The sequence below is a fragment of the Enterobacter sp. J49 genome (genome assembly GCF_002148625.1).
Lineage (GTDB): Bacteria > Pseudomonadota > Gammaproteobacteria > Enterobacterales > Enterobacteriaceae > Enterobacter > Enterobacter ludwigii.
On the sequence record NZ_MWPY01000020.1, the window covers coordinates 100,213 to 113,755 of the forward strand.

Here is a 13,543-nt window from a genome sequence, read left to right on the forward strand (position 1 = left end):
CGTATGAGAATCCTGCACCTGCACCTGCACCTGCACCAGCACCTGCACCTGGACCGGCGGTTATTTAATCCCTCCCCCCAGCGACTGCCACAGCGTAATACGGTTTTCAAAGTCGGTCTGCTGCAGGGCAATCAATGATGCCCGTGCCGACCACAGGGCGCGCTGCGCGGTGAGAACGGTCAGGTAATCACCCGCCCCCACCTGATAGCTGCGCGTTGCCACATCCAGCGTTTTTTGCTCTGCCGCCACGTATTCACGTTGCGCATCAAGCTCTTCACTCAGTGTTTCGCGGCGCGCCAGCGCATCGGCTACATCTTTGAACGCGCTCTGGATGGTTTTCTCATAGGTGGCAATCAGCCCTTTTTTCTCCGCTTCGGCATAGCGCAGTTGCGCCATGTTATTGCCGCCGCTGAACAGCGGCAGGGAGATGGACGGCGCGAACGACCAGACCTTCATGCCGTGGCTGAACAATGACGAGAGCGAATCGCTGCCGACCCCGGCGCTGGCGGTAAGCGACATCGTCGGGAAGAAGTTGGCGCGCGCAGCACCGATGTTGGCATTGGCGCTCAACAGGTTATGTTCAGCCTCCTGAATATCCGGGCGACGCAGCAGCGTGGCGGAGCTAACGCCCGCCGGGATCAGGGTGATGGCGTTATCGCTCAGGCTCTCCAGCGTACCGGGTAGCAGGTTTTCCGGTACCGTCTCGCCCGCCAGCAAATTCAGGGCGTTTTTGTCCTGCATCACCAGCGTCTGATAGCTGGCGACGCTGGCGCGGGCCTGCTGATAAACCGCCATTGCTTCGCTGACATCCGTTGCGGCGGCGACCCCGACGTCCTGCTGACGCTGCACAATCTTGAGCGAGTTCGCTGCGCTCTCCTGAGTGGATTTAGCCAGCGCCAGATTGCTGTTATCTGCCGCCAGAGTAATCCAGGCGGTAGTCAGCTCGCTGACCATTGTCAGGCGCGTGTTCTGCGCCGTGAACTCGCTGGCAAGCCAGGTTTCACGCGCGGCGCGCGAGAGGCTCTGGTTACGACCAAACAGATCCAGCTCGAAGCTGGAGACGGTGCCGTTAGCCTCATCGCTGGTGCTCACGCCGCTGGCCAGCGTGCGGCTGCGGGTATGGCTCAGGCTGGCATCCACCGACGGGAACAGAGACGAGCGCGTCTCACCATACTGGGCGCGGGCGGCGTCGATATCAGCAATCGCTTTTTGCACATCGCGGTTGCCGGTGAGTGCCATTGTTACCACCCTGTTCAGGCGGTGATCGTTCATCACCTGCTGCCACTGGCTGACCACGGCGGTGGCTTCGCCGTGGGTGCCCGGCAACGTGGCCGGGACGGGCGCGTCAGGACGCTGGTAGGTAGGGTCTAACGAAACACAGCCTGCGCTCAGCAGCGCTAACACTAAAACAGATACACGAAACATTATGACCTCCGGTTTGCGTGCTTACCGGAGAAGAGACGTTTCACCAGTACGAAGAATAATGGAACAAAGAAGATGGCCAGCAGCGTTGCCGCGAGCGTCCCGCCGATGATGCCGGTCCCAATCGCCACGCGGCTGTTGGCGCCTGCACCGGTGGCGACGGCCAGCGGTGTTACCCCGGCGATAAACGCCAGCGACGTCATGATGATCGGACGCAGTCGCGTCTGAGCCGCACGCAGCGCGGCACGCGTCAGGGAGTAACCTTCCGCGACTTTCGCCTCCGCAAACTCAACGATCAAAATGGCGTTTTTCGACGACAGGCCGATGGTGGTCAGCAGCGCTACCTGGAAATAGACGTCGTTGCTCAGCCCACGCAGCGAGGCGGCCAGCGCCGCACCCAGCACCCCAAGCGGGATCACCAGAATGACTGAAATCGGCACCGACCAGCTCTCATACAGCGCGGCCAGGCACAGGAATACCACCAGGATGGAGAGGGCATACAAGCTCATCGCCTGACCACTCGCCAGTTTCTCCTGTAACGACAACCCGCTCCACGCCCAGGTTGTGCCGGCCGGCAGGTTGTTCGCCAGCTGTTCCATCCGGGTCATCGCCGTACCGGAGCTGGCACCACTGGCGTTCTCGCCCTGAATTTCATAGGCCGCCGAGCCGTTGTAGCGCACCAGACTCTCCGGGCCATATTCCCAGCGCGTGGTGGCGAAAGCGGAGAACGGTGTCATGGTGCTGTCGCTGCCGCGTACGTACCATTTGTTGAGATCGGAAGGCACGGCGCGGTAATCGCTGTCTCCCTGGATGTAGACCTTTTTCACGCGGCCCCGATCGATAAAGTCATTCACGTAGGTTCCGCCCCAGGCGCTGGAGAGGGTATCGGTGACGTCGCTCAGGGAAAGCCCCAGCGATACGGCTTTGTTGTTGTCGATATCCACCTGCAGCTGCGGCATCTGCGGCAAATCATTGGCGCGAACGGCATGCAGGGAGGTGTCCTGATTCGCCTGGCCGATCAGCTGATTACGCATCTTCAGCAACGTGTCGCGATCGGTGCTACCGCTGGCCATGAGCTCGAAGGTAAAACCGTTGCTCTGGCCGAGGCCGTCTACGGCCGGGGGCGTCATGGCAAAGACGGTGGCATCGCGAAGGGAGCCGAGTTCCTGAGTGGCGCGCAGGGCAATCGCCTGAGCGGTGTTCTCATCGCCTTTACGCTCGGACCAGTTTTTCAGGGAGACAAACGCCATCCCGGCATTCTGGCCGCTGCCGCTAAAGCTAAAGCCCTCGACCGTAAAAATCACATCGGTGTTGGCTTTTTCTTTAGTGAGGAACCACTCGCGAACCTGACGACTGATCTCCGCGGTACGTACTGCTGTCGCACCGGCGGGCAGGGTGTACTGCACCATGATTTCACCCTGGTCCTCCGTGGGCAGGAAGCTGCCGGGCAGCTTCAGCATTGCCACGGCCATCGCGCCACAGAGCAGGGCGTAGACCACCAGCATGCCCGCGGAGCGGCGCAGCGCGCGGAGGACTTTATTCTGGTAGCCATGCTCGGTCTTACTGTAGAAGCGGTTAAAGGCGCCGAAGAACCCTTTTTTGTGAGGAGGCGTATGGCGCAGTACCGAGCCGCAGAGCGCGGGTGTCAGGGTCAGCGCCACCACCACCGAGAGGATCATAGCTGAGATAATGGTGACCGAAAACTGGCGGTAGATGACGCCGGTTGAGCCGCCGAAGAAGGCCATCGGCAGAAACACGGCGGAAAGCACCAGCGCAATGGCGACCAGCGCACCGGAAATTTCGCCCATCGATTTTTCGGTGGCTTCGCGGGCGGGCAGACCTTCATCGCGCATAATGCGCTCGACGTTTTCCACTACCACGATGGCGTCATCGACCAGCAGACCTATCGCCAGCACCATCGCAAACAGCGTCAGGGTATTAATGGAATAACCGAACAGCGCCAGCACGCCAAAGGTGCCCAACAGAACTACCGGCACCGCCAGCGCGGGGATGAGCGTGGCGCGAATGTTCTGCAGAAACAGATACATCACCACCACCACGAGGATAATCGCCTCAAACAGCGTCTGAATCACATCTTCCACCGAGATCTTAATGAACTCGGTGCTGTCTTTCGGATAGGCCACGTCATAGCCTTCCGGCATAGCCCGTTTGAATTCGGCAATTTTATCTTTCACCGCGGTGGCGGTATTGAGCGCATTCGCGCCCGGCGAGAGCATTACCGCCATACCGGCTGCCGGGTGGCCATTCAGCCTGGCGGTAGCCGTGTAATCCTCGCTGCCCATCTCCACGCGCGCCACGTCGCCGATACGCACCACTGCGCCGCTGGACTGGCTCTTAACGATGATATTTTTAAACTGATCGACCGTCTGCAGGCGCGACTGGGCACGCACGGTGGCGGTCAACTGCTGGGTACCGGACGCGGGTAAAGCGCCGATTTTACCGGCGGAAACCTGCACGTTCTGCGCTTCAATGGCGCTCTGAACGTCGGATGGCATCAGCGAGTACGACGCCAGCTTTGCCGGGTCAAGCCAGATGCGCATGGCGTATTCCGCACCAAACACCTGCAGGCTGCCGACGCCCTCTACGCGTGCCAGCGGATCCTGCATATTACTCACCAGCCAGTCGGCGATATCCGAACTGCTGGCGTGGTCGGTTTTATCGTACACGCCCATGATCAGCAGGAAGTTACTCTGCGATTTTTGCACCGTAATGCCGGCCTGCTGTACCTCGGTCGGCAAGCGCGACTCGGCCTGCTGAACTTTGTTCTGCACCTGAACCTGCGCGGTATCCGGGTCGGTTCCCTGTTCGAATGTGACGGTGATGCTTACCGAGCCGTCCGAACTGCTGGTGGAGGTAAAATAGAGCAGGTTATCCAGCCCGGTCAGCTGTTGCTCAATGACCTGGGTGACGCTGTTTTCCAGAGTCTGTGCCGACGCGCCAGTGTAGGTGGCAGAGATTTTTATCGACGGCGGAGCGACGTCGGGATACTGCGCGACGGGCAGGGTACGGATCGCCAGCACCCCGGCGAGCATAATCAGAATAGCAATCACCCAGGCAAAAACCGGGCGACGCACGAAGAAGCGGGAAAACATCAGGCGTTTCCTCCCGCGGTTTTCATCTCTTCGGCGTTAACTTGCTGACCGGCGGTCACTTTATCGGTGCCTTCCACAATCAGCTTATCGCCAGCCTTCAGCCCACTCAGCACCAGCCATTTGTCGCCGTAGGTGTCACCCGTTTCCAGCTGACGTTGTTCCACCTTATTGCCGGCCCCCACCACCAGCGCGGTGGCGTTGCCTTTGGCATCTCGGGTAATTCCCTGCTGCGGGGCGAGGATGGCCTCGCTCATTACCCCTTCATCCACTCTGGCGCGAACAAACATCCCGGGCAGAAGCTGATGCTGCGGGTTGGGGAAGACGGCGCGCAATGTGACCGATCCGGTGGATTCGTCCACTGCCACTTCAGTCAGGGCCAGACGGCCTTTTTCCTGATAGGTGCTGCCATCTTCAAGGATCAACGACACGCTCAATGTCTCGCTGTTGCTGGCAAGCGTTTGTTTGCGTAATCGCAGAAGATCGGCGCTGGAGCGGGTTAAATCGACGTACATATTGTCCAGGCCGCGAATGGTGGCGAGTGCGGTCTCTTGCTGGGCAGTGACCAGTGCGCCGGGGGTGACCGAAGAGATGCCAATACGTCCGGCAATCGGGGCGGTCACCGTGGTCCAGTTGAGGTTAATGCGCGCGCTTTCCTGGGCTGCTTTTTTCGACTCCACGCTGGCCTTGTCCTGCGCGCAGGTGGACTTTGCATCTTCGGCATCCTGACGCGATACGCCGTCGTCTTTCACCAGTTGTGTATAGCGTTGAGCTTTTTGGCAATCGGCCTGCACCAGCGCCTGCGCCTGTTTCAGGGCTGCGGCGGCCTCATCGTAGGCGGCGCGGTAGCTGGAAGGGTCAATTTGATACAGCGCCTGTCCGGCTTGTACGGTATCGCCTTCGGTAAAGAGCCGTTTCTGAATAATGCCGCCCACCTGAGGACGCACTTCCGCGCTCATGGCGGCCGTGGTGCGTCCGGTCAGTTCACTGACCACGGAAACGGGTTGGCTCAGGAGCGTAACAATCCCCACTTGCGGGAGGGGATGTTGAGGAGCAGTTGTTTGTGCATTATCGCACCCCGTCAGGAGGAATAATGCTGCGATGGAGGTTGTTATGGTTTTCATAATTTTTTCCAGGGTGAACGATGCCTGCCCTGTTAATGGCTTAACAAGGAAGGGGGCTATTTAAAGGCACAGCGATACCGCATCTCCGGCAGAGCCGGAAATGTTAATAAGGGAATAACGTCTTCCCGCTAATTATTCACATGCGATTACTTCGCAGAGAAAAGCATATTTAAAATATTTTGATAAAGAGGCTCTAATTGTTCAGAGGGTACGTTTAAGGGGGTGAGTCGACGGTAAATAGACCCCTCAATCATTACCGCGGTAATCTCCACGCAGCAGCGAATATGATCATCACTCAGGTGGGGAAACTGTTTTTTCAGGTGTGCGCAGGCATTAGCAAACATCCGCTTTTCCGCTTCGACCAGCATGGCCGCCACCTGGGGATTGCGCGTGGCTTCAGCCGACATCTCAAGCATCAGCGCATCGTCATCTTCATTCAGGGTCTGTCGCCAGGCGAGCGCCTGAGGCATCCCCTCGACCAGCGTTTTACCCTGAATCTCTTCGATGCGTGAGTCGATGATACGGCGAATCATCTCTTCAATAATCGCATCTTTGTTACTGAAATAACGGTAGATTTGCCCGACGCTGAGCTTTGCCTCACTGGCGATCTGCGACATGCTGGCCGCATGAAAACCGCTGGCGCGAAAGCACTGACGCGCGGCAGCGATGATGTCGTCCTGACGCTGCTTTTGGCGTTCTTCCAGTTTTGTGCTCATCGTCGGTTACCCTATAAAAGTGAGAATGATCGTTCTCATTATACGTTTCAGGTGCGTATTGGAAAGACTTTTTTTAAGTACTTATTGAATGAATATTTCAATGTTTAAAGAATAGAGAAAAAAAGGAGTTTTGATGAAGGAAAGGCTGTGCAATATTAAGATTGCACAGAAAATAAGGAGAAAAATATGCATCTGAGCACGACGGATAACGTCACACACGATGAAAAAGAAGAATTATTAACAGGGCTTCGCGCCTACAACGGACAATTTTTAGATCTCTCAAACTTTAGCGGCGACATTGGCGTTTATGTGCGAGACGAAAAGGGCGCGATGCTGGGTGGGTTAATTGGCGTGCGCAAAGGCGACTGGCTAAACATCGATTTTCTGTGGGTCAGCGACACCGTGCGGGGATCGGGCGTCGGCAGCCAGCTTATCAAAACGGCAGAAGACGAAGCCCGACGCAAAGGCTGCACCCATGCGCTGGTGGATACGGTCAGCTTCCAGGCACGCCCATTCTATGAAAAGCAGGGCTATCAACTGCAGATGTCGTTGCCGGATTACCCGTACCCGGGTATGCAAAGGCATTATCTGACCAAATCCCTTTAACCGCCGATGCCGTTACCCATCACGGCCAGCGCGTGACGCACAATGATCTCTGGCGAGAGGGCGTGTAGCCTCTCGTCGTTGCGCATTCTTGAGAACGGCACCAGCACCAGGCTTAGCAGCGTGGTGAACAGCAGTTCTGGCGCGAGTGCCCGGTTCAGTTGTCCTTCCTGCTGCCAGCGTTTAAGGGTGGCGAGTGTTGCCTGGTATTTGTCGTCACCGAACCGCGCGTGCAGATGCGTGCGCAGTACAGGCATCTCCCCGATGACCTCCTGCATCCACAGCGGGGCAAACCAGCGGTGCTGCTCCGCCAGCTCGGCCAGTACCTTCACCATTTGCGTTAATGCGTTGACCGGCGAGTCGGGGTTTTCGGCGAAAATTGCGCCGATCCGGTTACGTAAGGGCAGGAAGCGCTCCTCAATCATCGCGTCGAGCAATTGTTCTCGTGAATTGAAGTAGTAATGCAGCATCGCTGGCGTTACGCCCGCTTCTTTGGCGATGGCGTTCAGCGAGGTTTGAGCGATCCCCTGGCGAGAAAAGAGGCTCAACGCAATATCCAGCAGCTGTTCGCGGCTGGCGGTTGCCCGCTTTCCGCCGCGTGGTCGACCGGGGCGGCGCGGTTCAGAATTGTCCCTATGTGCTGGCATAGTCGCAGGATCTCTTGATCTTATTCATCACTTACTTAAATATTAATTATCCAGTTAATTAATTTCAAGCGATCTCTTATGGAGTCCGACGTAATGACTCAACCTGCGCAAAACGTGCCGTCGATAAAGCTGTTGTTCAGCGCGTTGCTGCTGGTGATGCTGCTTTCGGCGCTGGACCAGACGATTGTTTCCACGGCGTTGCCCACCATCGTTGGGGAACTGGGTGGCCTGGATAAGCTCTCCTGGGTGGTGACGGCCTATATCCTCAGCTCGACCATTGTGGTGCCGCTGTACGGAAAATTCGGCGATCTGTTTGGGCGTAAAATCGTCCTTCAAATCGCTATTGTGCTGTTTCTGGCGGGGTCGGTGCTCTGCGGTCTGGCGCAAAACATGACCCAACTGGTGCTGATGCGCGGCCTGCAGGGGCTGGGCGGCGGCGGTCTGATGGTCATCAGTATGGCCGCCGTGGCGGACGTTATTCCGCCTGCGGAGCGTGGCCGCTATCAGGGGCTGTTTGGCGGCGTGTTTGGTCTGGCGACGGTGATCGGGCCGCTTATCGGCGGGTTTATCGTGCAGCATGCCTCCTGGCGCTGGATTTTTTATATCAATCTGCCGCTCGGTCTCTTTGCCCTGATGGTGATAGGCGCGGTGTTCCACGGCAGCGCACGGCGCAACAAGCACGAAATTGATTATCTGGGGGCGATTTACCTCAGTATGGCGCTGCTGTGTATCATCCTGTTTACCACTGAAGGCGGGACGATACGCCAGTGGAACGACCCGCAGCTGTGGTGCATTCTGGCCTTTGGCCTGACGGGTATCGCCGGGTTTATCTATGAGGAGCGTCTGGCCTGGGAGCCAATCATTCCGCTCTCGCTGTTCCGCGATCGCAGCTTTCTGCTCTGCAGCCTGATTGGTTTTATTATCGGGATGTCGCTCTTTGGCTCGGTCACCTTCCTGCCGCTCTATCTGCAGGTTGTGAAAGACGCCACGCCGACTCAGGCCGGTCTGCAGCTGATCCCGCTGATGGGCGGACTGCTGCTGACCTCGATCATCAGCGGGCGGATTATCAGCCGTACCGGAAAATACCGTCTGTTTCCGATCGCCGGTACGCTGCTTGGCGTGGTGGGCATGGTGCTGCTGACGCGTATCTCGATCCACTCGCCGACCTGGCAGCTGTACATTTTTACCGGCGTGCTGGGGATGGGTCTGGGGCTGGTCATGCAGGTACTGGTGCTGGCCGTGCAGAACAGCGTCTCTGCCGATCAATACGGGGTAGCGACTTCCGGGGTCACGCTGTTTCGTTCCATTGGCGGGGCCATCGGCGTCGCGCTGTTTGGCGCGGTCTTCACCCACGTTTTGCAATCGGGTCTGATGGACCGTTTACCGCAAGGGGCGGAGTTACCGCATGAGCTCAATCCAGCGGCCATTCACCGGCTGCCAGAGGCCCTGCGGCTCGATTACCTTGATGCGTTTGGCTCAGCCATTCACGCGGTGTTCCTGCTGGCGGCAAGCATTATGGTGCTGGCGTTTGTACTGTCGTGGTTTTTACGTGAAACGCCGTTACGCCGTGCGGGCATGCTCAGGTCGGATCAATAACGCCCCCGCACATATAACTTATCCGTCTTATTGATGCTTTTTCGTTTTTTAGCCAGCCGTACCGTTGTCGATATAGTCACTGAAACGTTTATCAAAAGGATATGTCTCGTGAAACTTCGATTGGGTGCTCTGGTTCTCGCGGGCCTGCTGCTGGCAGGTTGCGATCAAGGCGGCAGCGATGCCAAACACATCAAAGTCGGCGTGATTAACGGCGCTGAGCAGGACGTGGCGGAAGTCGCTAAAAAAGTGGCGAAAGAGAAATACGGTCTGGATGTGGAACTGGTGGGGTTCAGCGGCTCGCTGTTGCCCAATGATGCCACCAGTCAGGGCGATCTTGATGCCAATGTCTTCCAGCATCGCCCGTTCCTGGCAGAAGATAATAAGGCGCATCACTACAAGCTGGTTGCTGTGGCGAATACCTTTGTTTTCCCGATGGCCGGCTACTCCCGCAAGATCAAATCCGTGTCTGAGCTGAAGGAAGGCGCGACCATCGCCATTCCAAACGATCCGACCAACCTTGGCCGCGCACTGCTGCTGTTGCAAAAAGAGAAGCTGATTACCCTGAAGCCGGACGTTGGCCTGCTGCCGACGGCGCTGGATATCACCGCCAATCCGAAGCATTTGAACATCATGGAGCTGGAAGGCGCGCAACTGCCGCGCGTGCTGGATGATCCGAAAGTGGATGTTGCCATTATCAGCACCACCTATCTCCAGCAAACCGGGCTGTCGCCGGTGCATGACAGCGTGTTTATTGAAGATAAAAACTCGCCGTATGTGAACATCGTGGTGACGCGGGAAGACAACAAAGACGCGGAAAACGTGAAGGAATTTATCCAGTCGTATCAGTCGCCGGAAGTGGCGAAGGCCGCAGAGACCCTCTTTAACGGTGGCGCGGTGCCGGGCTGGTAGTCAGGACAAAGGCGTATAACAGGGTGTTATACGCCTTACCGGGTTATTTCAGGTTGGCTTTAAAGAACGAGGCCAGTTTTGCAAACGGGATCAGATCCGTGCGGTCATACAGGTCAACGTGGCCTGCATTCGGCACGATATACAGCTCTTTCGGTTCACCGGCGCGTTTATAGGCGTCTTCGCTAAACTCTTTCGAATGCGCTTTATCACCCGTGATAAACAGCATCGGACGCGGTGAAATGGTTTCAATATCGTTGAACGGATAGAAGTTCATAAACTTACCGATGCTGCTCATCATCGGTTTCGTCGTCAGCGCCTCTTCCTCGCCCTGTGGCGTGTACCCGCCGCGTTCGGTGCGATAGAAATCGAAGAACTCACGCTGGATAGCCGGCGTAGAATCATCCAGCTTATTTACCGTCCCGGGAATGTAGGCTGTCTCTGCACCCTGATATTCTTTCAGACGCTGCTCAGCGGCAGAGGCAATCATCGCTTTACGCTGTTCAACCGTCACGGAATGGTTGAGACCGTTGCGGAAGGCGGAGCCCATGTCATACATGCTGACGGTGGCGATCGCTTTCATGCGCGGGTCAATTTTCGCCGCGCTAATAACGAAGCTGCCGCTGCCGCAAATGCCCAGCGCACCGATGCGCTGTGGATCGACAAAAGACTGAGTGCTCAGATAATCCACGGCCGCGCTGAAATCATCGGAATAGATTTCTGGTGAGATCAGATGCCCCGGTTTACCTTCGCTTTCCCCCCAGAATGAGAGATCAATCGCCAGGGTGACAAAGCCCTGTTCCGCGAGCTTTTGCGCATAGAGACTGGCGCTTTGCTCTTTCACCGCGCCCATCGGATGGCCGACCACGATCGCCGGCAGTCTGGCGTTTTTATCCGCCTCTTTTGGCCTATACAGATTGCCGACGACGTTCATCTGATACTGGTTTTTAAAGGTCACCTTCTGCTGCGTAACCTTATCGCTTTTGTAGAAATTATCTGCGCCCCGGGACATATCGGCAGCGCTGGCGGCGAAGGCGCTGACTAACAGCCCGAGCGCCATGGTGAATCTTCTCATGATTAACTCCTGTAAAGTGTGTCGTTGTGTGAGGTGTAAAACGTGAACATGGCAGCGGCGATAAGCAGTACACCGCTGAGTGCAAAGGTGCTTTGCCAGCCGCTGTGGTCAAAGGCCAGGCCACCGAGCGTGGAGCCGAGCGCAATGGAGAGCTGCACCATTGCCACCATCAGTCCGCCCCCCGCCTCGGCATTTTCAGGAAGCGTTCTGGCAACCCAGGTCCACCAGCCAACGGGGGCGGCCGTCGCGACCAGTCCCCAGAGGCCGAGCAGGGCGGTGACGGCGGCAAGGTGATGGCCGAAGGCCATCAGTGCCGCGGCAATCAGCGCCATCACCACGGGAATGGCGACCAGCGTGGTGTAAAATCCGCGGCGCAGAAACGTGCCGATCAACAGGGTGCCGATAAAACCTGCCACGCCAATCACCAGCAGGATTAACGATAACTGCGTCGCGCTGGCGAAAGTCACGGTTTCCAGGAACGGACGCACGTAGGTAAACAGGGCGAACTGCCCCATGAAAAAGACGCCGCACGCAACCATTCCTTTTGCCACCAGTGGGGTCTTCAGCAGGCCGAAGGCGCTGGTGGACGACGCGGTGCGCTTTTCCACGGACATGGAAGGCAGGCTGAACCACTGCCAGATAAACGCGAGCAGGCTGACGGGCACCAGGCAGTAAAAGGCACCGCGCCAGCCGATTGTCGCCCCCAGCCAGCTGCCGAGCGGAGCCGCAACGACGGTCGCCAGGGCGTTGCCACCGTTAAAAATGGCCAGCGCACGTTGAACCTGATGCGGTGGCACGAGGCGAATTGCGGTCGCCGCGGAGAGCGACCAGAAGCCGCCAATGGCCACGCCAAGCAGTGCGCGTCCCAGCATATAAAGGGGATAGCTCTCAGCCACGGCGATAATCAGACCGGAGACGGCCATCAACGCCGTCAGGCCCAGCAGCAGCGATTTGCGGTTAATGCCTCCCGCAAGAGAAGAGAGAAACAGGCTGGTCAATACGGCCAGCGCGCCGGATATCGCGATCCCGAGGCCCGCCAGGCCTTCACTGACGGCGAGATCCCGCGAGACGGGCGTCAGCAGACTTACAGGCATAAATTCTGAGGCGACCAGCGTAAAAGCGCAGAGGGTCATTGCCAGCACGCCGCTCCAGCAGGCACGGGACTGGCGCGCTGATGTTTCGTTCACCATAGCGGACATCGTGTTTACCTTGTTATTCGTTCGGCCAGATTCGGACAAGCCGGGGCCGGGCGCTATTCACCGGAATAACGCATGCAGATGAAAGGTTGGAATGTGGTTGACGTCAGGTCACAGTGAAAATTTTACACGGCGGGTGTATTCTGACTAGCTAATCAATGCTTAATGAGCTTATAAGTTTGGCTTATAAATGAGGGTGTGATGAAGCGTAACCTGAACGATCTTTTTGCTTTTGTCACCGTGGCGCGTGAGGGCAGTTTTACCCGTGCCGCGGCACAGTTGGGCGTGACCCAGCCCGCGTTAAGCCAGGCCATAACCGGGCTGGAGAACCGGATGCAGATCCGCCTGCTAACTCGCACCACCCGCAGCGTTTCCCCCACCGCAGCCGGTGAACGCTTGCTTAACGCGATTGGCAACCGTTTCGATGAAATCGAAGCGGAGCTGGACATGTTGACGGAGCTTCGCGACAAGCCCGCCGGCACGGTGAGGATCACCTGTGGACCCGATGTGTTATCGCGTACTCTGTTACCTAAGTTGACGCCACTTTTGCGGCAATACCCCGACATTCACATCGAGTTCGACGCCAATCACGGTTTTCGCGATATCGTTGCCGACCGCTTCGATGCGGGCGTTCGTATGGGAGATACCATCGATAAAGACATGATTGCGTTGCCGATAGGCCCGCAGTTGCGTATGGCCGCAGTCGCCTCGCCGGACTACTTCGCCCGTCATCCTGTTCCGCAAACGCCGCATGAGCTGACGCAGCACCAGTGCATTAACCAGAGGATGATAAAATCCGGCGGGATTTACGTCTGGGATTTTGATCAGGACGGTGGCGATCTGAACGTGCGCGTGAATGGCCAGCTGACCTTTAATACTTCCTGGCATATTGTCGAAGCTGCCCTGGCGGGATTCGGGATTGCTTTCCTGCCCGAAGACGAGTTTGGCGATCATATTGCTGAAGGCCGGTTAATCCGCGTGCTGGAACCCTGGTGTCTGCCCTTCCCGGGGTATTATCTCTACTACCCGAGCCGAAAGCAGCCGTCGCCGGCTTTTTCGCTGGTGGTGGATGCGCTGCGGATGCGATAACGTTGACCCGATTTCATCGATCATCGCCCTGTGGCCCACATTGTTACGCGCGGCATCGG

General features: G+C 57.4%; 11 protein-coding genes. 4 read left to right on the forward strand and 7 right to left on the reverse strand.

Going from position 1 to position 13,543, the window contains the following annotated elements; translation table 11 throughout:
• Positions 1–60: 60 nt before the first annotated feature.
• The 4 genes from BJP35_RS03715 to BJP35_RS03730 form a co-directional block, all read right to left on the reverse strand.
• The gene (locus BJP35_RS03715; protein WP_086462910.1) at positions 61–1,425 is read right to left on the reverse strand and encodes an efflux transporter outer membrane subunit; all 1,365 of its coding nucleotides are present in this window, start codon (positions 1,423–1,425) and stop codon (positions 61–63) included.
• Positions 1,425–4,535: an efflux RND transporter permease subunit gene (locus tag BJP35_RS03720; RefSeq protein ID WP_047954863.1), complete on the reverse strand. Its 3,111-nt coding sequence runs from the start codon at positions 4,533–4,535 to the stop codon at positions 1,425–1,427. The genes BJP35_RS03715 and BJP35_RS03720 overlap by 1 nt, the downstream gene beginning before the upstream one ends.
• Positions 4,535–5,656, reverse strand: a complete 1,122-nt coding sequence (locus tag BJP35_RS03725) for an efflux RND transporter periplasmic adaptor subunit (protein ID WP_059305831.1) — start codon at positions 5,654–5,656, stop codon at positions 4,535–4,537. The genes BJP35_RS03720 and BJP35_RS03725 overlap by 1 nt, the downstream gene beginning before the upstream one ends.
• Before the next feature lie 146 nt (positions 5,657–5,802).
• Positions 5,803–6,372 (reverse strand): TetR/AcrR family transcriptional regulator, encoded by a 570-nt coding sequence (locus BJP35_RS03730; RefSeq protein WP_014168015.1) that lies wholly within the window; start codon positions 6,370–6,372, stop codon positions 5,803–5,805.
• A gap of 186 nt (positions 6,373–6,558) precedes the next feature.
• Between BJP35_RS03730 and BJP35_RS03735 the strand changes: the two genes are divergently transcribed.
• The gene (locus BJP35_RS03735; protein WP_059305832.1) at positions 6,559–6,978 is read left to right on the forward strand and encodes a GNAT family N-acetyltransferase; all 420 of its coding nucleotides are present in this window, start codon (positions 6,559–6,561) and stop codon (positions 6,976–6,978) included.
• Here the strand turns inward: BJP35_RS03735 and BJP35_RS03740 are convergent.
• Positions 6,975–7,622 (reverse strand): TetR/AcrR family transcriptional regulator, encoded by a 648-nt coding sequence (locus BJP35_RS03740; RefSeq protein WP_059305833.1) that lies wholly within the window; start codon positions 7,620–7,622, stop codon positions 6,975–6,977. The genes BJP35_RS03735 and BJP35_RS03740 overlap by 4 nt on opposite strands.
• Positions 7,623–7,700: 78 nt before the next feature.
• Between BJP35_RS03740 and BJP35_RS03745 the strand changes: the two genes are divergently transcribed.
• Together BJP35_RS03745 and nlpA are read left to right on the forward strand one after the other, a co-directional pair.
• Entirely contained in the window at positions 7,701–9,218 is a 1,518-nt protein-coding gene (locus BJP35_RS03745; protein WP_059305834.1) for an MDR family MFS transporter, read from the forward strand.
• 108 nt (positions 9,219–9,326) lie between these two features.
• Positions 9,327–10,127 carry a lipoprotein NlpA gene (nlpA, locus tag BJP35_RS03750; RefSeq protein ID WP_086462911.1) on the forward strand — a complete coding sequence of 267 codons (801 nt, stop codon included), beginning with the start codon at positions 9,327–9,329 and terminating at the stop codon, positions 10,125–10,127.
• A 43-nt stretch (positions 10,128–10,170) separates the two neighbouring features.
• Here nlpA and BJP35_RS03755 read toward each other — a convergent pair whose 3' ends face one another.
• Both BJP35_RS03755 and BJP35_RS03760 read right to left on the reverse strand, forming a co-directional pair.
• Positions 10,171–11,199, reverse strand: a complete 1,029-nt coding sequence (locus tag BJP35_RS03755) for an alpha/beta hydrolase (RefSeq protein ID WP_020882711.1) — start codon at positions 11,197–11,199, stop codon at positions 10,171–10,173.
• A gap of 2 nt (positions 11,200–11,201) precedes the next feature.
• Complete coding sequence (locus tag BJP35_RS03760) at positions 11,202–12,398, reverse strand: MFS transporter (protein WP_049023097.1); 1,197 nt, start codon at positions 12,396–12,398, stop codon at positions 11,202–11,204.
• Between the two features lie 198 nt (positions 12,399–12,596).
• Here BJP35_RS03760 and BJP35_RS03765 point away from each other — a divergent pair, with 198 nt between their 5' ends.
• Positions 12,597–13,484 carry a LysR family transcriptional regulator gene (locus tag BJP35_RS03765; RefSeq protein ID WP_020882709.1) on the forward strand — a complete coding sequence of 296 codons (888 nt, stop codon included), beginning with the start codon at positions 12,597–12,599 and terminating at the stop codon, positions 13,482–13,484.
• Positions 13,485–13,543: the final 59 nt, after the last annotated feature.

Coding starts and splice junctions, on each gene's coding strand:
- BJP35_RS03760 (WP_049023097.1), bottom strand. CDS start 12,398: ATGTCCGCTATGGTGAACGAAACATCAGCGCGCCAGTCCCGTGCCTGC.
- BJP35_RS03735 (WP_059305832.1), top strand. CDS start 6,559: ATGCATCTGAGCACGACGGATAACGTCACACACGATGAAAAAGAAGAA.
- BJP35_RS03745 (WP_059305834.1), top strand. CDS start 7,701: ATGGAGTCCGACGTAATGACTCAACCTGCGCAAAACGTGCCGTCGATA.
- BJP35_RS03715 (WP_086462910.1), bottom strand. CDS start 1,425: ATGTTTCGTGTATCTGTTTTAGTGTTAGCGCTGCTGAGCGCAGGCTGT.
- BJP35_RS03720 (WP_047954863.1), bottom strand. CDS start 4,535: ATGTTTTCCCGCTTCTTCGTGCGTCGCCCGGTTTTTGCCTGGGTGATT.
- BJP35_RS03730 (WP_014168015.1), bottom strand. CDS start 6,372: ATGAGCACAAAACTGGAAGAACGCCAAAAGCAGCGTCAGGACGACATC.
- BJP35_RS03740 (WP_059305833.1), bottom strand. CDS start 7,622: ATGCCAGCACATAGGGACAATTCTGAACCGCGCCGCCCCGGTCGACCA.
- BJP35_RS03725 (WP_059305831.1), bottom strand. CDS start 5,656: ATGAAAACCATAACAACCTCCATCGCAGCATTATTCCTCCTGACGGGG.
- BJP35_RS03765 (WP_020882709.1), top strand. CDS start 12,597: ATGAAGCGTAACCTGAACGATCTTTTTGCTTTTGTCACCGTGGCGCGT.
- BJP35_RS03755 (WP_020882711.1), bottom strand. CDS start 11,199: ATGAGAAGATTCACCATGGCGCTCGGGCTGTTAGTCAGCGCCTTCGCC.